General features: G+C 55.5%; 23 protein-coding genes. 12 read left to right on the plus strand and 11 right to left on the minus strand.

All coding sequences use genetic code 11. The annotated features are described in order from the left end of the window. Positions 1–71 precede the first annotated feature (71 nt). On the plus strand, positions 72–590 hold the full coding sequence (locus ACZ5EH_RS16280) for a CinA family protein (RefSeq protein ID WP_464274927.1): 519 nt from the start codon (positions 72–74) through the stop codon (positions 588–590). A gap of 9 nt (positions 591–599) precedes the next feature. Beyond that, the gene (gene thpR / locus ACZ5EH_RS16285) at positions 600–1199 is read left to right on the plus strand and encodes an RNA 2',3'-cyclic phosphodiesterase (RefSeq protein WP_464274928.1); all 600 of its coding nucleotides are present in this window, start codon (positions 600–602) and stop codon (positions 1197–1199) included. A gap of 52 nt (positions 1200–1251) precedes the next feature. On the opposite strand, the gene ACZ5EH_RS16290 is transcribed toward thpR, so the two are convergent. Continuing rightward, the gene (locus ACZ5EH_RS16290) at positions 1252–1737 is read right to left on the minus strand and encodes a hypothetical protein (protein ID WP_464274929.1); all 486 of its coding nucleotides are present in this window, start codon (positions 1735–1737) and stop codon (positions 1252–1254) included. 386 nt (positions 1738–2123) lie between these two features. Here ACZ5EH_RS16290 and ACZ5EH_RS16295 point away from each other — a divergent pair, with 386 nt between their 5' ends. The 4 genes from ACZ5EH_RS16295 to ACZ5EH_RS16310 all read left to right on the plus strand — a co-directional run bounded on the left by ACZ5EH_RS16295 (position 2124) and on the right by ACZ5EH_RS16310 (position 5964). After that, positions 2124–2561, plus strand: a complete 438-nt coding sequence (locus ACZ5EH_RS16295; protein ID WP_464274930.1) for a universal stress protein — start codon at positions 2124–2126, stop codon at positions 2559–2561. 300 nt (positions 2562–2861) lie between these two features. Further along, positions 2862–4010 (plus strand): histidinol-phosphate transaminase, encoded by a 1149-nt coding sequence (gene hisC, locus ACZ5EH_RS16300; protein ID WP_464278316.1) that lies wholly within the window; start codon positions 2862–2864, stop codon positions 4008–4010. Continuing rightward, positions 4007–4666: a (d)CMP kinase gene (gene cmk, locus ACZ5EH_RS16305; protein ID WP_464274931.1), complete on the plus strand. Its 660-nt coding sequence runs from the start codon at positions 4007–4009 to the stop codon at positions 4664–4666. Before hisC ends, cmk begins: the two co-directional genes overlap by 4 nt. 98 nt (positions 4667–4764) lie before the next feature. After that, positions 4765–5964 (plus strand): acetylornithine/succinylornithine family transaminase, encoded by a 1200-nt coding sequence (locus tag ACZ5EH_RS16310; protein ID WP_464274932.1) that lies wholly within the window; start codon positions 4765–4767, stop codon positions 5962–5964. A gap of 68 nt (positions 5965–6032) precedes the next feature. Here the strand turns inward: ACZ5EH_RS16310 and ACZ5EH_RS16315 are convergent, their stop codons facing one another. From ACZ5EH_RS16315 to ACZ5EH_RS16350, 8 genes are all read right to left on the minus strand, one after another. Beyond that, positions 6033–6524 (minus strand): single-stranded DNA-binding protein, encoded by a 492-nt coding sequence (locus ACZ5EH_RS16315; RefSeq protein ID WP_464274933.1) that lies wholly within the window; start codon positions 6522–6524, stop codon positions 6033–6035. Between the two features lie 110 nt (positions 6525–6634). Continuing rightward, positions 6635–7063 carry a hypothetical protein gene (locus ACZ5EH_RS16320; protein ID WP_464274934.1) on the minus strand — a complete coding sequence of 143 codons (429 nt, stop codon included), beginning with the start codon at positions 7061–7063 and terminating at the stop codon, positions 6635–6637. Next, complete coding sequence (locus ACZ5EH_RS16325; RefSeq protein ID WP_464274935.1) at positions 7045–7695, minus strand: biotin/lipoyl attachment domain-containing protein; 651 nt, start codon at positions 7693–7695, stop codon at positions 7045–7047. Before ACZ5EH_RS16325 ends, ACZ5EH_RS16320 begins: the two co-directional genes overlap by 19 nt. Positions 7696–7712: 17 nt before the next feature. Beyond that, positions 7713–9977 carry an acetyl-CoA carboxylase carboxyl transferase subunit alpha/beta gene (locus ACZ5EH_RS16330; RefSeq protein WP_464274936.1) on the minus strand — a complete coding sequence of 755 codons (2265 nt, stop codon included), beginning with the start codon at positions 9975–9977 and terminating at the stop codon, positions 7713–7715. A gap of 66 nt (positions 9978–10043) precedes the next feature. Continuing rightward, positions 10044–11462 (minus strand): biotin carboxylase N-terminal domain-containing protein, encoded by a 1419-nt coding sequence (locus ACZ5EH_RS16335; protein ID WP_464274937.1) that lies wholly within the window; start codon positions 11460–11462, stop codon positions 10044–10046. 211 nt (positions 11463–11673) lie between these two features. Next, positions 11674–12066, minus strand: a complete 393-nt coding sequence (locus ACZ5EH_RS16340; protein WP_464274938.1) for a PilZ domain-containing protein — start codon at positions 12064–12066, stop codon at positions 11674–11676. Between the two features lie 17 nt (positions 12067–12083). Next, on the minus strand, positions 12084–12830 hold the full coding sequence (locus tag ACZ5EH_RS16345) for an OmpA/MotB family protein (protein WP_464274939.1): 747 nt from the start codon (positions 12828–12830) through the stop codon (positions 12084–12086). Further along, on the minus strand, positions 12820–13575 hold the full coding sequence (locus tag ACZ5EH_RS16350) for a motility protein A (protein ID WP_464274940.1): 756 nt from the start codon (positions 13573–13575) through the stop codon (positions 12820–12822). Before ACZ5EH_RS16350 ends, ACZ5EH_RS16345 begins: the two co-directional genes overlap by 11 nt. Positions 13576–13717: 142 nt before the next feature. Between ACZ5EH_RS16350 and ACZ5EH_RS16355 the strand changes: the two genes are divergently transcribed. Continuing rightward, complete coding sequence (locus tag ACZ5EH_RS16355) at positions 13718–14554, plus strand: purine-nucleoside phosphorylase (protein WP_464274941.1); 837 nt, start codon at positions 13718–13720, stop codon at positions 14552–14554. Between the two features lie 54 nt (positions 14555–14608). Here ACZ5EH_RS16355 and ACZ5EH_RS16360 read toward each other — a convergent pair whose 3' ends face one another. Beyond that, complete coding sequence (locus ACZ5EH_RS16360; RefSeq protein WP_464274942.1) at positions 14609–15112, minus strand: hypothetical protein; 504 nt, start codon at positions 15110–15112, stop codon at positions 14609–14611. 378 nt (positions 15113–15490) lie between these two features. Here ACZ5EH_RS16360 and ACZ5EH_RS16365 point away from each other — a divergent pair, with 378 nt between their 5' ends. Both ACZ5EH_RS16365 and ACZ5EH_RS16370 read left to right on the plus strand, forming a co-directional pair. Continuing rightward, positions 15491–17524, plus strand: a complete 2034-nt coding sequence (locus tag ACZ5EH_RS16365; RefSeq protein ID WP_464274943.1) for a DUF342 domain-containing protein — start codon at positions 15491–15493, stop codon at positions 17522–17524. Between the two features lie 439 nt (positions 17525–17963). Then, complete coding sequence (locus tag ACZ5EH_RS16370; RefSeq protein WP_464274944.1) at positions 17964–19067, plus strand: glycosyltransferase family 9 protein; 1104 nt, start codon at positions 17964–17966, stop codon at positions 19065–19067. A gap of 67 nt (positions 19068–19134) precedes the next feature. On the opposite strand, the gene ACZ5EH_RS16375 is transcribed toward ACZ5EH_RS16370, so the two are convergent. Continuing rightward, on the minus strand, positions 19135–20247 hold the full coding sequence (locus ACZ5EH_RS16375) for a glycosyltransferase (protein WP_464274945.1): 1113 nt from the start codon (positions 20245–20247) through the stop codon (positions 19135–19137). 192 nt (positions 20248–20439) lie between these two features. On the opposite strand from ACZ5EH_RS16375, the gene ACZ5EH_RS16380 reads away from it, so the two are divergent. The 3 genes from ACZ5EH_RS16380 (at position 20440) to ACZ5EH_RS16390 (ending at position 24192) form a co-directional block, all read left to right on the plus strand. Further along, positions 20440–21513 carry an agmatine deiminase family protein gene (locus ACZ5EH_RS16380; protein ID WP_464274946.1) on the plus strand — a complete coding sequence of 358 codons (1074 nt, stop codon included), beginning with the start codon at positions 20440–20442 and terminating at the stop codon, positions 21511–21513. Positions 21514–21630: 117 nt separating this feature from the next. Then, positions 21631–22320: a response regulator gene (locus ACZ5EH_RS16385; protein WP_464274947.1), complete on the plus strand. Its 690-nt coding sequence runs from the start codon at positions 21631–21633 to the stop codon at positions 22318–22320. 6 nt (positions 22321–22326) lie between these two features. After that, the gene (locus ACZ5EH_RS16390; protein WP_464274948.1) at positions 22327–24192 is read left to right on the plus strand and encodes an ATP-binding protein; all 1866 of its coding nucleotides are present in this window, start codon (positions 22327–22329) and stop codon (positions 24190–24192) included. The last annotated feature ends 37 nt before the right edge of the window (positions 24193–24229 follow it).

Here is a 24229-nt window from a genome sequence, read left to right on the forward strand (position 1 = left end):
ATGTTCTTGAGCACATGGAGTGCTCCTGATAGGTTTGATTCTCCATTGAAACATCAACACGATCTACGAGCATGAACGAAATAGACCCGTCACTTATGGAAAAGGTTCAGGCCCTTGCTGCGGCCCTGATGCATAACAACTGGCGCATGGCCACGGCAGAATCGTGCACGGGCGGGCTTTTAGGAGGGGTGCTCACCGCCCTTCCCGGGAGCTCCACCTGGTATGAAGGGGGGGTGGTTTCCTACTCCAATGCGATGAAGACCGGTTTGTTGCAGGTGCCGGAAGCCATCATTGCAGAGCATGGCGCCGTAAGCGGCGAGACCGTGCGCGGCATGGCGGCTGGAGTGTGCAAACTCCTTGGCGTTGATGTTGGCGTCGGAATTTCTGGTGTTGCCGGTCCTGGAGGCGGCAGTGTGGAAAAACCCGTGGGCACGGTCTGGATCGGAGCGTGTGTTGCTGGTGTTACGGTGGCGGAATCGTATCTTTTCAGGGGTGATCGCGCTGCTGTGCGTGAGCAAAGCGTGGCCATGGCGGTTACAATGCTGCTGGGGCTTGTTCCACACATACATTCGGACCAAACGACAGAGTAAGGTGTTTTGATGGAGCAGGGCGCATTGCGATTGTTTATAGGCGTGCCCCTCCCTGATGCCTATCAGCAGGGGCTTGCGGTTCTTCATGCGGATTGGGGGAGGCGGCTTGCGTCGCGTCTGAGCTGGACCCGTGAAGGCAACTGGCATTTGACCCTGAAGTTTTTAGGCAAGGTGGCGCGTGAGGATGTGGAGCCTCTCAAGCAGGTTCTGGCTGCAATAGAGTGGCGGGCGTTTTTGTTACAGGCGGCTGGTGGCGGTTTTTTCCCACCCCCGCGTTCTGATGGCAGGGTGCGCCCCAGAGTGGTGTGGTGCGGTCTTGTAAAGGGCGCCAGCGAGTGTGTGCGCCTGGCCGGAGCAGTGGACAGGAGCCTGGCTGCGCTGGGCTTTCCGCGAGAGGAGAGGGCGTTTCGACCGCATTTGACACTGGCAAGGGTCAAAAACGCCTTGCCAGCCGATGCGAAGGGCGGGCGTTGGACTGCTTTGCTGCGTGACCTGCAGGCCAGGGCGTGGCCTGAAATCACGGTGGATCGTTTTGTGCTCTGGCAGAGCACACTGCGCCCGTCAGGGCCGGAGTACACGGCGCTTGGCGAGTATGCAGCGACGGCATAAAGTACTTAGCCGCCAACTTTCGCCAAGGTGGAACGGGAGACCACCTCCACTCCTAGAGGTAGTCTCCGCGGTTGAACTTGAATTGTTCTGTGACAGTCATGATCTCAAGTTCGTCGACCATGGACTTGAGCGAGGGGTTCTGGTTCCCGAGGTCGGGAGTTGCCGCCTTGATGCGCTCTACGTCGGTTTGGATACTTTCGAGCATGTCGTACGCCTGCTTGAGGCTCTCTTCGGCCAGGGGGGTGCTCAAGGATTGGGCATAATTTTCCCATTTGCTCAAGACGCCATCAATGTTTTCCATGACCTTCTGCTCTGTCTCGCTCAATGATTCCAATGGCGAGGCGCCTTCAACTGCGGCCAGTGAACCGGCGCCCAGGACCCCGGCGCCCTTTGTAAGCGACGCCACGTTTTCCGACTGTTCGGATGAGGACTTCTGCACTTCCTGTGCGAGCATTTCGCCGAACTTCCGTGTTTCTTCCGTCGATCTCACCCGCTGCTGTTCCTGCATTTGGGTAGAGTAATCAGTCCGGATCTTCATTGCTCACCTCGTTCGTGTTTGTCCTGTACAAGCAATAAGCTTGCCAATTCCGAAAAGCCTGTAACCTGTTGAAATCATGAGTCTGGGGCGGCATCTTTTGCCTTGTGCCCTGACGGCAAGCGGGCAGAAAAGCGGCAGGAATGCCTTTTCTGCCGGGTTGTATCGTTAATAATAGTAAACCATGAAATATGCCTTGTCTAACGTTCCCTGTTCTGGCATTAAATATACAGAATCTATCGGTAGTTTCTGACTGCCGCTTTAGGGTCGCAAATGCTGGAAGAGAACCTGTGATAACGTGATGGCGAGGCCCGCGAAAATACTGCAGGGGCATCCGGCAGGCGGCATGAACACGCGAACAGGGCCGTACAGCCCGGGAGGAACATATCGTGATCGAAATTAAGAAGATACTTTGTGCGGTGGATTTCTCAGATTCCGGAAACAAGGTGGCCGAATACGCCAAGACGCTCGCAACCAAGCATGATGCAAAGCTGTTGGTGCTCTATGCGGCGCCTTCGTTGTCCCAGTATGTCGGCTTTCATGTGCCGCCCAATTCCATTGAGAATTTTGTGGGCGAGATTGTGGCCGGTGCAGAGAAGACGATGGAAACCTATCTGGAAGAGAACTTCCCCAATCTGGATGTAGAGGGCAGGGTTGTAACTGGCTACGCGGCGGAAGAAATCCTCAAGGCCGCGGAAGACGACCAGATCGACCTTATTGTCATGGGCACCCATGGCCGCACCGGCATAGACCGCATCCTTTTTGGCTCCGTGGCTGAAAAGGTGGTCAAAAGCTCGGCAAAGCCCGTGCTGACAGTACGACCGTAAGGCTGTAACCATGTCCGGCTTCTATGTCACCAGAAGCCGGTTTTAGTCTTTCTGACGACGGACGCCCCTGGATTGAACCATTGCAGTTGGTTTGTGCAACTTCTGCGGTTCATTTTCGGGGGCGTTTTGCGCGTTTGTGTTCAATCGCCCCCGGCCTCACATTCTTGCCAAGCACGTCCAAAGGCTCTATCACCATTTTCCGCACAAACTGACCAGTAACCAGCACCTTTCCAGGGAGAAGAAATGCCTTCCAGCCAAAAAGACACCAAAAAGGAAAACAAGAAACAGCAGGGCGCGGCCATGTCTTTGACGCTCAGGTCTGAAGTCCTGCAATTCACGCCGTACACGCCCGGTCTTTCCATAGAAGAAATTCAGGAGCGCCATGGCCTGACCCAGGTGATCAAATTGGCGAGCAACGAAAACCCTCTTGGTGTTTCTCCTGTGGTGCAAAAGCGCATCCAGGACAAGGCGAACATGGTTTTCCGCTACCCGCAGGCGGGTAATCCCCGGCTTGTTCGTGCTTTGGCAGAGCATCTTGGTGTCACGCCAGACCGTATCGTAGTGGGGAATGGTTCGGATGAGCTTATTGATTTGCTCATTCGTGTTCGTGTGCGCACCTCTGATTGTCCAGTGCATCCGGCTGGGGAAGAAGTCCTGGCATCTATTCCATGCTTCAGCATGTATGAGCTCCAGGCCCGGTTGTGTGGCGTTGGGTTCCGTCAAGTGCCGCTGCTCAATGACTTCAGGCCTGATCTGAAAGGATTGCTGGCGGCAGTGAACGAGCACACGGGCATTGTTTTCATTACCAGTCCGGATAATCCTTCCGGCCTGGCGATAACGGCCGACGAACTGGCTGATTTTGCAGGTCGTCTGCCACAAAATTGCCTGCTGGTGGTGGATGAAGCCTATATTGATTTTGCCCTGCCCATGGAAAAATACTGCCTGTTGCCCAGACTGGCAGCAGAGCCCGAAAAATATCAAAATGTCGTGCTGTTGCGGACATTTTCCAAGATGTTCGGCCTGGCTGGCCTGCGTCTGGGGTACGGTATATTTCCTGCCTGGCTGGCAGACTACATGTGGCGGGTCAGGATGCCTTTCAGTGTAAACATTCTGGCAGAGGAAGCCGGGCTGGCCGCACTAGAAGACAAGTTGTTTTACCAGGCCTCACTCGAAGCCGTCACCAATGGCCGCGAGGTGCTGACCAAAGGATTTACGGAACTGGGGTGCAAGGTATGGCCTTCTCAGGCCAACTTTCTGCTGCTGGCGCCTCCTTCAGGAGTTGACGCCATTGCGCTTTTTGAGGGCATGTTGGCCAAAGGGGTGATTATCCGCCCCTTGAAGAGTTACGGCATGCCGGAACTGCTGCGTGTGAGTATTGGAAGCGAGAAAGAGAACCAGACCTGCCTGGAGGTGATGCGCAACGTCCTGCAGGCAGACGGGGGCGTATGACCATGGGACTCGAAATAGTGACTTTGGACGGCCCGGCCGGGGTTGGCAAGACCACCATCGCCCGCATGGCTGCAAAGGAATTGGGCCTGGCATATCTGGACACCGGCGCCATGTTTCGCGCAGTGGCTTTTTATTTGGGCGAAGACGCCAATGCGTGGGAGGAGGCAGAGCTGGCCTCGCGTCTTGAAAGTCTTGAATTTGGCCTGGATGCACGAGGGCTGCTGTGCAATGGGCAGGTTTTAGGCGCAGCAATCAGAACCGAAGAAGTGGGGATGCTGGCCTCCACATTGGCCAAGCGCGCACCTGTCAGGGCGCGTCTCAAGGAGCAACAGCAGGCATTGGGGCGCGCTACCGCACTTGTCGTGGAAGGAAGAGACATGGGGACCGTTGTCTTTCCTGAGGCAAGGCACAAATTTTTTCTCGATGCGACGCCCGAAGTGCGTGCGCAGAGACGCTATAAACAGCTACAGGAAATGGGGCAGGCTGCTGATCTGGATAAACTGGCTGAGCAGATTCGCGCTCGGGATGAACAAGACCGCACCCGGGCCATTGCGCCTCTTAAACCCGCTGCAGACGCGGTGGTCATTGACACTTCCGCCCTTGATATCCCCGGTGTGTTGCAAGCCGTACTGGACACTGTGAAGCAAGGGGCGTAAGCGCGTTTTTTGTGCTGTTCAACTGGCCACACGTTTGGCCGTATTCGTATTTTCCGGGGTAAGGCCCGGTGTAACCATACATCAGGAGGTACTTGATCATGGGCATGAGCTTCGATGAGCTCAAACAAAGGGACGCAAAAGTCATGTGCACTACTTACGGCCGTTATCCCCTGGCCGTGTCCCGAGCCCAGGGGTGCCGACTGTATGACCTCGATGGCCGCGAATATATAGACCTGCTTGCAGGGCTTGCCGTTTGCAACCTGGGGCATGCGCGCCCCGAGCTGGCAAAGGTCATGGCGGAACAGGCCGCCGAGCTCGTACATGTCTCCAACCTTTTTTATACTGAAAAACAGGTGCTGCTGGCCGAAGGGCTATGCGCCACCTGCAATATGGACAGGGTCTTTTTCTGCAACTCGGGTGCGGAAGCCAATGAAGCCGCCATCAAACTGGCGCGCCGTTATATGAGCAAGGTCAAGGAACGCAATGCCTATGAGGTGATCTCCTTGCAGGGTTCTTTCCACGGGCGCACCATGGGGTCTCTTGCTGCCACAGGGCAGCAGCGTCTGCACGATGGGTTTGCCCCTCTGTTGCCCGGTTTCAAATATGCCCCTTGGAATGATGCCGCCGGCCTGGAAACGCTGCTCAGTGATAAAACCGCGGCTGTCATCATAGAGCTGGTGCAGGGGGAGGGCGGCATCCGCGTCATGGATCCTGATTTTGCCCAGGCCGTACAGCGCTTGTGTAAAGAACGCGACATCCTTTTCATTGTGGATGAAGTACAGACCGGTTTTTGCAGGACGGGCGCCTTTTGGTCTTTCCAGCGCTACGGGCTTGAGCCCGACATATTCACCACGGCAAAAGGCCTTGCCAACGGGTTGCCCATGGGAGCCATGCTGGCCAAGGAAGAAATCGCTAAGGGCTTTGCCCCAGGCAGCCACGCAACCACCTTTGGAGGTGGCCCTGTACTTGCCGCTGTCGGCTTGGAGGTGTTGCGTATCCTGAAGGATGAAAAACTCGCGGAACGCGCTGCAGAGCTGGGCGCGTGGGCCTTGCTGCGTTTTGCCTCCATCAAGAAGAAATTCCCGGAAAAGGTGGCTTCCGTGCGCGGTGTCGGCCTGATGCTCGGCATTGAGCTGGCGTTTCCGGCCCAGGAAGTGTGGAAGGAGCTCTTTGAGCAGGGATTCGTATTGAACTGTACGCAGGAGCGGGTACTGCGGCTGCTGCCTCCTTTGGTTGTGGAGCAGGAGGACCTGGAAAAATTCGCCCAGGCGTTGGAAGCAATCCTGGAAAAGAAGTAGCAATCTGAAAAAAAGAAGGGGGAGCCGATTACAATCGACTCCCCCCTCGTGACTCTTTCGAGAGAAGACTAGAACGGCACGTCGTCCATGCCACTGGCTTCGCTTGGGAACGCGGGCCCCATATCGTCCGGGCCGGGACCTGGATCGTTGGAGTAGCCGCCGCCACCGCCGCCGCCCTGGTAACCACCACCTCCGCCACCGCCTTGCTGACCGCCCCCTTGTTTGGAGCGTGTATCCAGAAACTGGATGCGCTGGGCTCTGATTTCAGTGGTGTAGCGGTTCTGTCCTTGCTGGTCCTGCCACTGTCTGGTCTGCAGGCTGCCTTCCACAAAAACAAGGCTCCCCTTGGAGAGATAGTTGTTGCAGTTTTCAGCCTGGCGGTCCCAAACAACAACGCTGTGCCATTCGGCTTTGTCCACCCGGTTGCCGGAGCGGTCGGTATAGGATTCGTCCGTGGCGATGCGCATATTGGCTACGGGAGTGCCGTTTTGCGCGTAGCGCAGTTCGGGGTCACGGCCCAGGCGGCCGATGAGCATGACCTTGTTCAGGGTTGCAGCCATAGATTCCTCCTTACACGGCGGTGGAGCGCCGTTTGTCGTTCTTGCAGACACGGTGCACAGACCGTGTGAATTTCGGGTAAGTCCCCTTCACGCATTTGCTTGTATGCCCGTCAGGGGCGATAGGGCAATGGTGAATCCGGGGCCTTTGCAGCCTCACGTTCAAGGCTGTTCAATTCATCTTCCAGGCGGTCACTCAGCGTGTTGGCCTGGGTCGGGTTCCAGTCAGCCAGGGCGTCTTCAAGCTGCTTTTTGAGCGAAACAGCGCGTTGCACGCCAGGTTCGAGGGCTTTTACATACGCCTTGCTCCAGGGGCCAAACTCAAGGCTGTCTTGCAACGCCTGTACAAGGGCCAGTACATCGCTGAGCGCCTTGCTGCCTGCTTCCGTCTTGCTGGCAGGCTCTGCCGTGGCGCAAAGCATGGGCCAAGCCTTGCAGACGGCCTCTGGATTCCAGGTTTGCGCCATTACGCGGATTTGCAGATGTTTGCCCATGGTATCGCCCTTTGCGGTGAAGAACAGGCTTACGCCGGCTCTTCCCATTCGGTCTGGACGCGCATGACCACGTCGTTAATGAGCTGGAACTGGTCAGGGGGGCAGACACCAATGAGTGGATCGCCTGCATCCTTGACTTCGTTATACTGAAAGTACACCGCGTAGATGACGCCTTCAGGCCCTTGATAATTGATAGAGGTTTCACGCTTCATTCGCGACATGATGAACATTTCCATGCCGTCGTGGGCCGTGATGGACTTGGGGCCTGACGCCTTTACCTTCTTGTCCAGATCCGGGACAAAATAATAGGCGGCGCGCTCTGGCGCCTTGAAAAGATACAGGGCTTCCTTGAGAATTCTGGACACGACCTCTTCCTTGGAGAGGTAGTGCCGCAGCCTGACAAGAGGGGTTCCCGCCTCTACGAATTTATCGGCATGTTCATCGTATATGGCGGCTACTTCCCCTTTCAGCGGGGCATTGATCGATTTTTTGTTGCGCTCGCGCTCTATTTGCAACAGCAGGGTTCCGGGCTTTTCACGCCAGGTTCCCTGTGGGCCATGCACCTTGCTGCCGGGTTCGATCTCGGCAAAGGTCACAGTGCCCGTGTGGGGAGCGTAGATTTCGTGCTCCTCATAGGGCGAGGCTTTAATTTCTTCCAGCAAACTGGCGACGTCCAGCACTGTGCTTTCCTCCTCGCCTAGCGGTAGTAGAGGTTTCTGCCGCCCATGGTCAAGAGCGACTGATACAGGTTGCGTCTCACGGTACGGCGGTCCCAGATGCCTTGGATGTGCCCCCTGGACAGGGCGCTGTACGCCTTGTGGTAGTCAGGGGGTATATCTATGCCCGTAGTCTCCTTGATGACGCCGGGACCGGCAAAGCCGATATTGGCGGAGCGGATGGAGAACTGATACGGAGAGCAGCCCAGGAAACTGGCTACGGGGCCGGCGTAAGAGTTGGTGTCGTAGAGAACCAGATACAGGCCCCCGGCGTCGATATAGCGGCGCACGGCCAGGGTGCAGCGGGGCATTTGAATGACTCCGTTGACGCCTTCCTGGATGCGGATGCCGGCGGTACCGTGCACGTAGGCCAGGAACGGGAAGTGCTTGCGGCGGGCGCGGTCGGCGGCGCGGACGAATTTTTCGCCCTCAGCAGCTCCTACAGTACCGCCACGGAAGTTACCCATGAGCATGGCGACGACCACACGCAGATTTTGTATGCGCGCTTCAAAGGTCATGCATGCGCTTTTCTGGCCGCTCTTGTCTTTGGCCTGTTCCAATTTTGCGTCGAACCCTTGATAGCCCAGGGGGTTCTTGCTTTCGATTTCAGAACTGAATTCATAGATGGAGCCTGGATCAAAGACATTGGCCAGGTACCATTGGTATTCCATGGGAAAATGATGCCCACAATAGTTGCAGACACCTGCGAATTCACCAAAAAGGTCGGGCGCCCAAAGATCCAGGCAGCCGTGTGTCGCGGCATTGGGGCAGGTGACTGCCTTGTCGTCCTTGGCTCGGGGGCTGACCCACCCCCAGGATGACCTGGGCTCACTTTCTTCATCCCAGGCGGAGAGCTGGGTGAGTTGCTGCGCCTTGTCCTGCTGGTCCTTGGAAGGAGTGATGCGCTTGAGCATCTCGCGACAGGGGCCAAAGACCTTGTTGCAGACGAGGTGAGCTTCTGCGCCGATTTCCTCCACGGTGTTGGAGACCTTTTTTTGGTGCTTGCGCAGGAAATCGTACCTGAAGAAGGAATATATGGACCACCCCAGATCGTAGGCAAAAGAGTAGAAACGTTTGCTGGAGCTGCGTTTATCCATGCGGGCGTGGCGGCTCATGCGCATGAAGCGCGAATAGCGCCGGGCCAGCAGGCTTTCGCGGGCGCCGGTGCCCAGGTGCCAGCGCACGTATATGCTGTCGAGGTCAGGCATGTTCTTGCTTTTGCCACCGCGGTAGCGTCTCAGAGCCATGGCGCGAAAGAGCTGGATACCCTTTACGTCGAGCACGACTTCGTCTGTGGCGCGGATGACTTCCTGCCGGAGCTGCTTGAAAAAGTCATAGTGCTCAGGACGTGCGCCCAGCGGCGGTTCCTGAATCACACGGTCAATGTACCCGTTGTTCAGGTTGTCTTGGGCCGTGATTTTGAGCTGGTGGGCGCAGCGTTCAACCAGTTCGCCCGAAGCGCGCATGCCTTGGCGCAGCCTGCCTTCAATGGCGGCGGCGCCCTCGGGAGAGATTACCGAGTAGTACCCATGGGAAAGCATGAGTCTGCGGTCGCCCAGGCCGATGGCTTCTGCGCCGCCCGAACCGCCTTCGGAAAAGACGGAGATAATGGGCACAGCAAATCCGGACATTTCATAGAGGTTTCGGGCGATCTGCTGTGCAGCGCCGGGGTAGTCCTCAATGGGGTAGGAGCCGGGCGTGAAGACATAGGTGTGGATGGGGATATTTTCCGTGGCCGCAACCTGCATGTACTTCAGCGCTTTGGCGTTGCCCCAGGGCTTGACCGAACCGCCGTTACGGAATTCCTGCCCGTGCCCCTTTTCCTGGCCGATGACCATGACCGGCTGGTGGTGCACCTTTTTGCCGGAGCGTCGGGTGATGTAGGCGCGGGCAATCAGCATGCTCGGGTCGATGCTGTATTCGTCCTGACCACCTATTTCGGTGTAGTTGTCATACACGTTTTCCAGGATGTCCTTGAGGCAGATACGCTGCGGGTGGCGTACTATGCGCACCTTATCCATGGGCGTGAGTTCTTTTTCCAGCTTTGCTTCAAGAAAGCTGAAAAGATCATCCAGGGATGTAAGTTGCCGGACTTTTGTAGGAATATCCATTTCCCGCTCTTTGAGCAGGAATTCGTCGAGCTTTGACTTCAGCAGCTTGACGTTGGCGTTTTCCTTGTCACCAAAAACGTCTTGTATGTATTTGAGCCGCTCAGTGAGCAGCAGAGTGCGTTTTTCAATATCCATAAGCGGGCACTGCCTCCAAAATGCGCAGTCGTGCGTGTTGCCTGACGCGTAAAAGCGGCAACAGGGTTAGAATTCCAGCAACGTGTGCGTTTTTTCCTGCAGGAAGCGCAGGTTCGACTTCATGGGGTTGCCTTCGCGGTCCTGGCCTTGCAACACGAGTTTGTCCAGGAACAAGAGGCCCCTGTTTTTCACTTCCTGCAAATCCTTGCCCCAGATCAAGGCTAGAGCCAGGTTAGGGTCGTATTCCGTAGGAATCTGATAGGGCTCGTCGGTAGGAATTTGTGTGTGCATCTTGATCCAGGGGTCAGTGGGCCAGGAGAAGGCGTCGATGCGCCCCACCCAGGGGGTAAAGCGGTCGTAGGGATCTTCTGCAATGATGCGGTACTCGATGCCCACGCCATCAAAGGTGATGTCGTCCTGGGTATAGCCCATTGGCTCGCCCAGACCCATGCGGATCTGTTCGGCAATGAGGTCGACATCGCCTTTGCCCTTGATGCGTGAGATAAAAGCAGAAACACCGTTTTCGACCTGGATGCGGGTGTTGACTTCCATGAGGAAAGGCTGTCCCGCAGGTGTTACAATCCACTCCCAGGTACCAACGCTGTCGTAGTGCACCTTTTCGGCCATGGCCAGGGAATGGCGCACGATGTCATCCAGCACCACGTTTGCATCAAAAGAGTAGCGGATTACTTCAGGCGCAAATCCGGGGGCGACTTCAATGCGTTTCTGACGGCCCGAACTTTGTACAGAACAGTTACGGGTGCCGAAGTGTACGGGGTTTTTGCCTGAGCGCTCCCCTACAACCTGGACTTCCAGGTGGTTGAAGGAGTTCACGCGCTGCTCGATGAGAACGCCTTCATCGTTGAACTGGCGCATGGAGTAGTTGCGGATGCGGCGATACACGGAGCGGAACGAGGCGGGATCGTGTACTTCCTCGATGCCCATACCGCCACCGCCAGCCGAGGCCTTTACCAGGACGAGCGGTTTTTCGATGCCCTGCTCAGCCTGGAAGGAGAATAGGCTTTCCGCAATCTCCTCGGCTTCCATTTCGTCATAAATGGGTTTGTCCGAGCCTGGGACAGTGGGGACGCCAAGGCTTCTGGCCAGGCGTTTGGTGTTGATCTTGTCACCAAGTTCGCGGATGACCCGCCAGGAAGGCCCCAGAAAGATCAGTTTGCGGCTGCGGTCTACAACACGGCGTGCAAAGCGGTAATCCTCTGCAAAAAAACCATAGCCAGGGTGAATGGCTGTGGCGCCGGAGTCGTCGGCCACGGCCAGAACCTCGTTTGCGTCATGGTAAGAAGCGACACGGTAGAGGCTTTTTTCACCGCCTTCCTTGCGGGCAAGTTTTACATGGCCGGATTGCCAGTCTTCCTTTGTATGAATGCAGACAAAGTCCAGGCCGAGCTTTTGGCAGGCCTGGACGATGCGAATGGCTATTTCGCCCCGGTTTGCAACCAGGACCTTATGTCGTACTTGTGCCACGAATCGTCACCTTTGCCTTATGGATTCTTGGGACAGCCGCGGGATGACACATGCGGTTGCCAGAGGTCGTTCGTCGTTAAGTCGCTTTTTCGGCTATCAGCTTTTGCCGACGGGGTGCGGCCGCCAGTCCATTGCCAGATCCGATGTTAGGTAACTGCGCTGCATTTTTTGCGTCTGGTACAGCGCATGATGTTGCAAAAAAGCAGGACGGTCAGCTTTCTTCCTTGTCCTGTTGCGCCTTGCGCAGGGTAATAAACCGTTTTTGCACTTCGAGCACGAGCTTGTCCAGCTTGACTTCCTTGTGTTTTTCCATGGTGTCGAATGCGCAACCCAGTATTCCCCCCTCGCCGCTGCGCATGACCTTGGCCGAAATTTCGGATAAATAAACACGTTTGTTCAGCATTAAGTCAAAAGTGAACGTCTCGCCGGTTTTCAAAGCGGACTCATTGCCGACCTGGATACCCATGCCTACTGCGCTCAAATCCTTGATGGGAAATGAACGCTTCAGTTTGGCCACATAAGCTTCCACACCGGGAATCGCTGCTCTGAACGCGCGGCGGGGGCGTTCATCTGCGCCTGGTAGTGAAAAAGAAAAATCGTCCATGATGCAAACCGGGTTGTTTACTGGCTGCCGATGCGTTTTTCAAGTACGAATTCGACCCTGCGGTTTTTTGCTCGATTTTCGGGACTGGTATTGGGATAGAGCGGGTTCAGATCAGCCAACCCCGTAGCGGTCAGCCGACTTGGCTCGATTCCCTTCCGCATAAGGTACCTGAGCACGTTGACTGAACGCAAGGCCGAAATTTCCCAATTGTCCTTGAAGCGGCTGTCTTTGGCAGGTGGCACGTCATCGGTATAGCCACGGATATTAATAACTTGGTCTTTGCGCTGGATGAAAATTTCAAGAAGGGTGTCCATGGCTTTTTGTCCTTCGGGGCTGAGCTCTACCTGACCCGGAGCGAAAAGCACCTTGCCGGGTACGTTCAGAGTGATGATGCCCTCGTCAAAAACTGAGCCTATGATGCCTTCAAGCCCTTTACGATTCATAAAGGTTCGGATTTCAGCGAAAACTTTGCGCTGCTGCTCAATGAGCTGACGCTGCAGCAAAACGGACTCTATGATTGAGCCCTCGTCGCTTTCTATACCCACACGGCTGGTGAGCGCCCTGGAATCTTCATCGCCAAGGGCCAGCCGCACGGATGTGAACGAGTCGGTAAAGCGCTTGATGTCCAGCGTGGACATTGAGAACAGGAGGATGAAGAAGACCAGCAACAGCATGGAAATGTCGGCAAACGTCACGATCCATTCGTCCGGACCATCGTCCTCGTCCTCTTCGACGCTGTTTAAATAATATGAATCATCCAGCACTCTTGCGCTCCTTGGGCGGAATGAAAGACGAGAGTTTCTCGTAGACGAGCCTGGGGTTGTTATTCTCCAGGATGGATTTGGCACCTTCGAAAATGATATTCAAATGTACCTCTTCCTGCAACGTACGGGCTTTGAGCTTACCGGAAATGGGCAGGAAGAGCAGGTTGGCCACCAGTGCGCCGTAGAATGTCGTAAGGATGGCAACCGCCATGGCAGGGCCAATGCTTTTAGGGTCATCGAGCCTGGTCAGCATCTGCACCAGACCGATGAGTGTGCCGATCATGCCAAATGCCGGGGCAAAGCCGCCCAGACGCTTGAAGACGGCAATGGAAATATTGTGTCGCCTGCGCATGGTGGCCATCTCGATCATTACCGTATCGCGGATGAGCATGGGGTCGGCGTTGTCAGCTATGAGCTGGCAGGCTTTTTTGAGGATGGGGTTTTCGGTCTGGATGTTTTCCAGCGCGATGAGGCCTTCGCGTCGGCTGATTTCAGCGATGCGAACCATGGTGTTGACGACTTCCTGGGGCTTGACCCGTTTGGTGGAGAACACCTGCATGCCCCCTGCAAAAGCCTGCATGACTTCCTCAAGAGGAAACGTCACGCATATCGCAGCGAAGGTGCCGCCAAAAACGATCATGAACCCCGGAACATTGATAAAAACCGAGAATGCGCCACCCCAGATGATGGCCCCGATGACCAGCAGGAATCCAACAATGATGCCAAAAAAAGTTGCTATATCCATAGGTTCTGCCTATAGTAAATCCGCCCCATCAAGTTGTTGCTACCTGCTGTATGCATGCGGCATCGTGTTTCGCGTCGCCACCACTAGGGGGCAACCGTAACGCGATCGCAATAATCCTCTTACCAAGATATCTCAAATTATTATGCAAAACAGAGAAAAAGTCCAGCAGGCCGCCAGTTTTGTCAGTGATCTTCAGCCAAATGCCATTCCCGCTTCTGTGGGGCTTGTTTTGGGAACGGGACTTGGTGGTCTGGCTGGCGCCCTGAAAGAAGATTTCACCATTCCTTACGGTCAAATACCAGGGTTTCCCAAAAGCACTGTCGCGTCCCATGCTGGCGCTTTGGGACATGGAGAATTGCAAGGTGTCCCCGTCTGGACACTCCACGGCCGGTTCCACCTCTATGAAGGGTACTCCCCTGGAGACGTCTGCATGGGGGTAAGGACCCTGGCGGAACTCGGTGTGAAGACGCTTATCGTGACCAATGCAGCCGGAGCGCTCAATCCCCAGTTCGATGCGGGGGGGCTCATGCTCATTACCGATCACATCAATTTTACAGGCCATTCGCCATTGACAGGCGCCAATGATGCAGCCTGGGGACCACGCTTCCCTGACATGTGTGAAGTTTATTCGCAACGGTTGCGCGATATCGCACTGTCCGCAGCCCTTGACCTGGGCGTTAGGCTGGAGCGGGGCGTTTACATCTGCGTGCCCGGCCCCCAGATGGAGACGCCTGCGGAAACCAGGGCCTACAAAGCTCTGGGCGCAGACGCCATAGGCATGTCCACCGTGCTCGAAGCCATAGCAGCACGGCACATTGGCATGGAGCTTCTGGCGATTTCTTGTCTGACAAATAAAAACTTGCCGGACTGCATGCAGCCGGCAAGCCTTGAAGACGTGATCGCGACAGCCGGCGAAGCAAGCGGCCGACTGTCGCGTCTTGTGAGTGAAATCGTGGCCAGACTGGAGCACATGGCCTGAACATCGGGGGCGTGCCCCTCCAGTCTGTTCTCAAACTGAAAAACTGTAAGGGCGCTACTGCTGGAGTTCCTGCTGTACTTCTTCGAGCAGTTCCTTGGCTTGCTGCAGTTTGGCGCTCTGTTCTTCAGATTCAGCCTCGCCGGCAATGAAGTCGGTGCGCTGGGAAAGGTCCTGCAGCATGGAGCGAAGCATGGTGCGTTTGGCAATGGCCGGGACTTCCTGCAGCACTGCCATCTCGTTGCGCATGTCGGCAATGGTGCCATCCATCTGATCCACACGCTGTTCCAGGGAGCCCAGTTGCTCCACCTGCGTAGCAAGGCCGGTGACATTCCGGTTCAGTGCGTAAAAGAAAACAAGCAGCAAAAGCACGGTCAGTACTGAAATGAAGACCGCTGCCTTTCCCATATCGCGCCCTTTGTCACTCTTTGGCAGTTTTTCCGGCTTTTTTGCAGCAGCTTCTTCCTCTGATGCAGTTTGCTCCTCTTCAGCCGCGGCATCATTTGCCTTGTCTGCGGTTTCCTTGCTGAGGTGAATCACTTTTTCTTTTGTATTTCCCATCAGGGCTCCTCCTCGTTCGATATGCTTTTGTTCATTTATCCCGTCGAGCACAAAAGGACAGCAGCGCTTTGTGACTCTTTTTTATGCGGTGGCCTATCCAAAAGTGTAAATGCGGCAGCCCAGCCACAATGCGGGGAACAAAACAGCCGCTCAGGACTAATAGCAAGGCTCGTCGCGAAAAGCCAGCTTCTGTATGCTCCTATAAAGCATACTGGCTTGCTCAGGTTTGGCAGCAAATATGAGGTGAGCTTATCATTGCGAAACGATTGCAGGTGTTGCATAAGTAGGGTAAAGTGAAGATATGCCCATGCAATTATCGATAATTTTCTCTTGGACCCTGAAGTGCGGGGCTTTTTTTATATTGGAAGGTAAAGGGCAATGCGTCTGAGAATGGTTCCCGTTCAGGCCAAGAACGCTGAAGAAGCCGCCCTCAAAGGGGCAAAAAAGCTCGAGGCTTCGCAAAACGAAGTGTCCGTCGCATCCATAAGCGAGGGGCGTTTTGAAGTCAGCCTGGCGCATTGCAACGCGGAAATCGAACTCGAAATCTCCCCAGACAAAATGACGGCCACTATCCTGCGCGGGTTGCCCGCTGTAGGGAAAGGGCGCCCCATTGATGGGCCGCGCCTCATGGAAATATTGCGCAATGCAGGGGTGCACATTCCCCCTGCAACAGAAGTGGCCAAAAAAATGCTCAAGACAATGGCCAGGGGGTACGAGGTCTCCAATGTCATCATAGCCCAGGGGCAGCCGCCAGAACGCGCAAAAGACGCCAAGGTTGTTCCTTTGGGCGATTGGAATTATCCGGTTTTTCCAAACGATGGCTTTGGTCGTCTGGAGGCCGCCACCTTTGCCAAACCTGGAACGAATCTGGAAGGCAATGCCATTCCTGCAGGTGGGCCTGAGCGTGGCAAGAGCATGAACTTTCTTGAAAAAGGCGGCTGCTTCTTCGACCAGTCCAGCCTTATTGTCCGTTCAGACCGTTATGGACTTGTGGTCCAGAACGGGCAGGACATGTATATCAGCAGCGCCGGCATGCTCACCATCTCGGATGACCGGATGGAGGTTCAGGCCACTATTTACCCCAAAGATTTTCGCGGCAACCGCATTTCCGTGGAGCGTATGGTCACCGCCCTGGAAGCTGAAGGTATTTCAGGAGACGTGAATCACAAGTCCATACTGGAAGGTATAGGGCATTCTGAAGCGCAGGGAAAACGCATCAAGGATGTAGTGGTCTGCCGGGGTGTTCCACCAAAGGATGGCGAGGACGGTTGGTTTGAAATGCTTTACAAGGAGAGCCGCTCGGATTTGGGCGTCATGGACGAGGAAACCGGTCGTATTGATTTCCGTGCCCGCGGCATTGTGCGCTCAGTGAAAAAGGGGGAAGTCATCGGTCAGCTCCACCCCCCGCAGCAAGGGCAGCCAGGGCGGGATGTTTATGGAAAGATCATTCATGCACGGGAAGGGCGGCCCTTCAATTTGCAACTGAGTGGTAATGTAGATGCTGACGAATCCGGAAACATGTTTCATGCCTCGGAAGATGGCATGGTCTTTTTTGTCGGCAACACGCTTTCCGTGACCGACGTCTTTACAACCCGCGGCGACGTGAACATGAGCTGTGGCAACATTGACCTTGAAAAAGGTTCTGTCCACGTCAAGGGGGCTGTGCTTTCCGGTTTTTCTGTCACTTCCCCCGGCAATATTCTTGTGAACGATGTCATAGAAAGCGCCACCGTAAAGGCCGCGGGAGACATTGAAGTCCGCGGCGGTATCATTATGGATAAAGGTGGAGGCAAGGTGTCCGCAAAGGGCGGTGTTTCCGCTCTGTTTGCCAAAAACGCCACCATAACCGCAGGGGGTGATGTCAATGTTGCCCACGAGCTCGTCAATTGCATCGTTTTTGCCGGCAATATGGTCTATGCCAAAAAGGGGCGCGGCAAGATAATTGGCTCAACAGTACGTGCAGGTAAAGGCGTCGAAGCCAATGAAATTGGCAGTGAACTGGGGGTGGAGACCACGATTTTTCTGGGTATCGAACGTCGCAGTTTCAGTGAGGAAATGGCCACGAAAAAGCAGTACCAGCAGGTTTTGCAACGTATTTACGCTTCCCTGGGTACTGGTGACCCCAAGGAAATCCTGCTTAACGCCCCTGCTGATAAACGCCAGGCCATTGCAAGTCTGCTGAAAGCGCGTCTTCGTGCGGAACAGAAGATCAAAGATATCGAAAGTGAAATCGAACAAGAACGGGCGCGCATCCGCAAGGCGGCGAAAGCACGCGTAAAGGTGCATAAAACAATCCACCCCGGAACCATTGTCAATTGTTTCGGAGTCACTCTTCGGATTACAGAGCCCGTGAATTACAGTCAGGTTTATTACGACCCGCAAGAGCAGAAGGTGGTCGTCGCAAGTCTGTAGTTTTTGAAGTAACAGTTGTTCTCCCCTCCACTTGTTTTGTCTCCAGGTCCTTCTGGCTTGTATGTTCCTTAATTTGTCTCGCCCTGTTGCTATTCCATGTAGCCTGGATCCCCGATTTCTTTGGGATGACAATATGCTGGGTAGGTGCTGGCGGAAGGGCGCCACAGCGCGTTTTGCACACGGAAGGGGTGGTGGACTGTGAACACGAGCGCATTTGAAACAAAGGGCGCTGCCGGCTGTATAGGCAGCAGCGGCTGACGCTCTGCCTTTTACATTGCCTCGTGACCGCGCGCCCCTGTCATTCCCGCGCAGGCGGGAATCCAGAACACAGAAGAAGGTCACTTCCTTTTCGTCTCCCTTAGCGCCCCTTGCTCTGATGCGCCCCTGCGTGTAGGGAACTGATGCCAATACGACGCGATAATTCCAAGCCCAGGCGAGCATGCAAAAGTCCATATCTACAGCCGCATTGCGCGATGTGCGCTCCATTCTGATTTGCCAGTTGCGGCAGATCGGCGACGTCTTGCTGTGTACGCCTTCTGTGCGGCTGCTGGCCGAGGCCTTTCCCCAGGCAGAGCTTCATTTGTTTACGGAGGCCAAGTGTGAACCCGTGGTGCGACACAATCCACGGCTCACCAAAATTTGGAGCATAGACAAGAAAGAGCTGACCTCATTACCCAGGGAGCTTGCTTTTTATTGGCGGGTGGCGCGTGCCGGGGACAATGGCAAAGGGCACGACCTGGTGGTTGATTTTCAGCAACTGCCGCGCTGTCGCTGGGTGGTTGCCTTTTCAGGCGCTCGGATCCGACTGAGTTACCCCCCGCCGTGGTACAACCGCATGCTGTACACCCACTGGCAAATGCCCAAGGAAGGGTACGCCGCCATGGCCAAGGCCAGCGTATTGGCCCATTTGGGGCTTGAATGGAGCGGGGAGCGGCCGGAATTGTATTTGCTGCAAGAGGAGCGTGAAGAAGCACGTCGGCTGCTGCAGGCGCTGGGATTTCAAGAGGGGCGCATGCTTATCAGTGTTGATCCTACACATCGTCGCAGTTCTCGCGCCTGGCCTCCAGAATATTGGGGGCGCTTGCTACATCTTTTGGCTGCAGATGTGCCTCAGGCTGATTTTCTGTTGTTGTATGGCCCTGGCGAACGTGAGGCTGTCGCTGGCGTGCGCGATGCCGCTCTTGCCGCCGGAACTGCTGCAGGACGTCTGTTGCTGCCTCCTGATGTCTTGTCGCTGCGAGGTATGGCTGCGGCTGTGGGTGAGGCGCGGCTGCATATCGGCAATTGCTCCGCTCCCAGACATATTGCCGTTGCATTGGGGGTACCCACCTTTACGGTGCTGGGCGCTACCAGCCGCTCGTGGACATTTCCAGCGCCCGAGCACGACCAACTGGCGCTCATGGACATCACCCCTCTGGAGTGTCAGCCGTGCAATCGCAACAGTTGCACGCTTTATGAGCGCCCCCGTTGCTTGTGGGAGCTGACGCCAGAGATGGTGGCGCCCCGCCTGCTTGCACACCTGCAGGCGACAGATGCGTACTGATTCTGATTATGTGAGGGGAGTCCCTTTACAAAGGGCTCTTCCCTCGAAAAATCTATCACTATAAAATTTACAACACCGACGTGTAGACGCTGAGGGTCTGGTGCAGGAAGGCATGGCCCGAGAGCTGGGCAATGCGTTGGTGCTGTTCTTTGGTGATGGCGGCGAGAAAAGCGGGGTCTGCGGCGCCTTTTTCCAACAGGGTGGCCAGGGCTGCCACATCACCAGGGGGGCATATTGCTTCCGGGCCAAGCAGGTCGGGCATCACGCCCACTGCCGTGGAAAACAACGGGCGTCCGCAGGCCATTATTTCCAGTGCTGCACGGGCAATGGCTTCACTCCATAAGGAGGCGACAACGCCTATATCCATTGCCGAAATGCAATCAGGGACGTCCTGTCGGCGGCCAGTGATGCACACATGGTCCTGCAGATCAAATTCACGCACCCAGGCCGTGACGGCAGTGGTGGGCAGGGCGCTGTCATGCCCTACCAAAAGAAGCTTTGCACGCAGATGGGGCGCAGTTTTGCGCAACCTTGCCAACGCTTCCAGCAGTTCCCGCTGTCCCTTGACCGTATCGAAGCGGCCCACAAGACCAATGACAATATCGTCGGGGGTGAAGCCGAATTCCGAGCGAACACGTTCGCGTCCTGGTTGGGAAAAACAGAAACGAGTGGTGTCTACGCCCCCGTATATGAGCCAAAGTTTGTTGGCCGGTACGTTAAGGGCTTCACGACACTGGAACGCAGCCGCGGAATTGGTCACGACCACAGCGTCAGCCAGCGCACTGTGCAGCCACCTGTTAAGCAGAGATTTTTTTGGGGGGCGTTGATCGCCTCTGGTGCGCACAAGGCGATAACTGGCGTCACCCCGCATGAGTTGCTTGAGTAGGCCCCAGAAAATAAAGCCTTCGCCACGGTGGCAATTGACCACTTCGGGCTGCAGCGTACGGATAAGAGTGCGCATTCGCGCCAAGGTCCTGGCAAGAATCAGCGGATTGGCGCTGTTCAGGTCCAGGGCGTGGGTACGCAGGCCTAAACGTTCCGCCTCCTGCAAAGGAGGGGTGCCCTCTTGCCCGATGACCAACACGTCGTGCCCTGCCTCATGTAACAGCCGGCTTAGATACACGCAGTACCAGGCGGTGGCGTTGTACCAACGCACGTTGATGACTTGGAATATTTTCATGGATGTATGCTCGTGGGGCGACAATATGCGTGGGTCAGGGGCGCGTCAAACCTGTTTGGTATATTGAACGGAAGTTGATCTGCAAGACATGCGGATCGGTACGGAAACACTGTAGGCAAACGCTTTTCCTGCAAGAGCTTGTAAGGTATGCAGAGAAGCGACTGTCATTACAAGTAAGGAGTACTCCAAAGAATGGATGTGACGAACAAAAATCTTGCTGGAGCAAGGCTGCCAGCCGAATGGGAATCGCACAAAGCCGTGTGGATAGGCTGGCCACACAATGCTAGCGACTGGAGTCCGAAATTTGCTGCCATTCCCTGGGTTTTTGCAGAAATGGTGCGGCATCTGGCTTCTTCTGAATCAGTCAGGATACTGGTCAACGATGCGCAGCATGAAAAGAAGGCAAGAAAAATCCTGGATCATGCCTGCCCCGGGTGGCGCACATGGCCGGTGGAGTTGGTGCAACAGCAGACAAATCGTGGATGGACCCGCGATTTCATGCCTTTTTTCGTGCACACGCAGGAAGGAGGCGCGGTTGTCCGCTGCCGATTTACCGGCTGGGCCCGCTATCCGGACCATAAACTGGATGATGCCGCCGGCAAGGCGATGGCCGCAAAGGTTGCAGGTGAAGAAAACGCCCTCCAAGTGGAAGCCGTGTGGAATGGTGACGCCGTCGTACTGGAAGGGGGGGCTGTGGATGGCAACGGCCAGGGTGCCTTGCTGGTGACGGAAGAATGCTTGCAGGACCCAGAGCGTCAAGTGCGTAATCCTGGGTGGAACAAAAAAGAGTACGAAAGTTTTTTTCGCAGCCACTTTGGGGTGGAGCGCACCATCTGGCTGGGGCGCGGCATTGCCGGAGATGATACCCATGGCCATGTGGACGATTTCTGTCGGTTTGTGACGCCTGAAAGTGTGGTGCTGAGCCGTGAGCCAGACCCTGCCGACCCGAATCACACAGCCATGGAGGAAAATCGCGAACGTCTGGAAGGGGAGGGGCTCGACATTGTGAGATTGCCCATGCCCCCTGCGTTGTGGTTTGGTGACATGCGCCTGCCTGCAAGCTACGCCAACTTTTTTATTGGTAACAAAGTTGTGATAGTGCCTACCTTCAATGCGTTGCAGGATCGTGATGCCCTTGGAATCATCGCGGAACTGTTTCCGGGGCGCAGGGTCGTCGGTATCCATGCCGTGGACCTGGTGCTGGGGCTTGGCACGTTGCATTGTTTGACACATGAACAGCCCTTGTTGGGACGCTTTGTGGAATAGTTTTAGATAGCAATCTGTTAGCCTGGGCGTATTTGTTGAAAATGTCATAAAGTTGTCACAAACCGTTCATTAATCTGCCACCTGGAATTGGCTAAGCCCTTGAGCTCGGAGGAAGACATGCGCAAAGACGCCATCCTGGTCATAGAAGATGACGAGGACATTCTGAATCTGCTGCGGTTCAACCTGGAAGCCGCGGGTTTTACGGTCATCACCAGCGCTGACGGATATGAAGGGCTGAATTTGGCCAGAACCAGAAGCCCCAAGCTGATTATCCTGGATATCATGCTGCCGGGGCTCGATGGTTTTGAAATCTGCAAGGAACTGAAACGCAAGAAGGAAACCTCGTCCATTCCGGTGGTCATGCTGACTGCCCGTGGCGAGGAAGTGGACCGCATAGTGGGGTTGGAGCTCGGGGCGGACGATTACGTCGTGAAGCCCTTCAGCCCCCGCGAATTGCTGCTCCGCGTTAAAAGCATCCTGAAGCGTGCACAGCCAGGTGACGAAGCAGCCCCCCGCGCTCAATGGCAGCGGGATGGTTTGATGGTTGATATGGAAGCGCACAAGGTGGCCGTGGATGAGGAAGAGGTGGAGCTCACCGCTACCGAATTCAAGCTGCTGAGTGAACTTGTAAACCGTCAAGGCCGTGTATTGACACGCGACCAGTTGCTGAATCGCGTTTGGGGCTATGAATTTGAAGGGTATGCACGCACAGTGGATACTCATATCCGGCGCCTGCGCCAGAAGCTGGGGCCATACGCCGCTTATGTGGAGACTGTGCGCGGTGTTGGCTACAGATTCAGGGAGTGACGGGCGATGCGGAGAGGATTCTCCTTCCGCACCCGGGTGCTCCTCTCGTTTTTCCTGGTAATTCTTCTGGGAGTGCTGGCGCCATCCTGGTATCTGCGGTCGGTGTTGCTTGATGAGCTTGTCCGGGAAGCCATGTCAGATGCTGAAAGGGTGTTTGCACTGGCGGACCATGTTGCAGAGCTGGACACGGATGCTCCTTCGGCGCAGGCGGCTGCATCCCTTGATGTCGTTGCAGAAAAATTGGGGATTGCGGTGGCCGTGGTGGATTCCAGCGGCTCTGAACTGCTGACCACCGAGAGTGCAGCCGCGTGGGGGTTAGACTCCTTCTCGCCCCATAACATGCCAGACAAAACGGGCGACATCCTGGATGAACGCGCTTTCCTCTCGGAAGGTATCCTGCGCGTTTGGCGGCATGTTCCTGCAGCGGGGAGCGGTAGGGATTACTGGGTCGGCATGGCCATGCCCAACAGAAACGTCCCTGAGCAGGTCAACCGTATCAACAATGGACTGTTGCTGGCGCTAGGCGCTGCGATTTTACTCTCAGGCATATTCAGCATTTTTCTCGTACGTTGGCTTGGGCGCTCCATGGATTCGCTGATAACCGTGGCGGAGCATATAGGACAGGGACACTACAGGGAGCGCGCCGTTGGTTTTCATAGTCGCGAACTGGATTCCCTGAGCCGCTCCATCAATAAGATGGCGGAGCGCATTGAAGAGCATATTCGGATAATTACAGAGCAGAAAGGGCAGTTTGAAGCAGTACTGAACAGCATGAACGAAGGGGTTATGGTTCTGGATACCTCTTGCCGCATTATTTCCATGAACCGAGCCTTTATAACGATTTTTCCCGAGTGTCGCGATCAGGAAGGGCGGCGTCCCTTGGAGCTGATCTCGAGCCCTGAATTGCAACAGGCCTGTCAGGAAGTGATGCGGGACAAGGACGAACGGGCGCTGCGTACGTTCCAGATCGAACCCCGCAAGGACAGTGTCTACGACGTCGCCATAGTGAGCTTGGCCAGAGAAGACAGCGAACCTGATGAACTCGGTGCTGTGGCTGTTTTTCACGATATCAGCACCCTGAGCCGGCTCGAGCGTGTACGCAGTGATTTCGTGGCTAATGTTTCTCATGAATTGCGAACACCCCTTACGTCCATCAAGGGGTATGCGGAGACAGTGCTCACGGGGTTGGAAGAAGGATTTGCAGACCAGAAGTCGCTGATTGGATTCATGGGCGTCGTCTTGCGCAATGCCAACCACATGTCCAAGATGGTCAATGATCTTTTGAACCTTGCCCGGTTGGAGGGAGGAAAGAATCCCTTTGAAGTGGACGAGGTGGACGCGGCAGAAGCTCTGAACCACGCTTTGAAGGAATGCAACCATCTGGCGGTTGCTCAGAACACCACCATTGTGAACCATGTGGAAGATAGTGGCGTGCTGGTCATGGCGGACAAGGACAGGCTGGTTCAGGTCTTTCGTAATTTGCTGGAGAATGCGGTGAAATACGGCCGCCCTCAAGATACCGGGGATGGGGAAGAAGAGCCTCTGGTCACCATTTGGAACGAGCTTCGTGACGACAAGATGCTCATTGCCATTCAAGATAATGGCCCTGGTATTCCCAAAGAGGAGCGCAAGCGAATCTTCGAACGTTTTTACCGAGTTGAAAAGCACCGTGCAAAAGACAGCGCCGGCTCTTCCGGTCTTGGACTGGCAATCACCAAGCACATGGTGGACAAGATGGGTGGAGAAGTCTGGGTGGAAAGCCCGGCCGCCAATGGAAGGGGCGTTACCTTCTTCGTTGCTCTGCGTGCGATGGTGATAACGGAACCATTGCCGCAAGGAATTTCTGATCAAACCCAGGCCGTATCCTCATAATGTCGCGTGCCTGGCAGGGAGTGAACGCGGCATTGGG

This window comes from Desulfovibrio biadhensis (genome assembly GCF_055388615.1).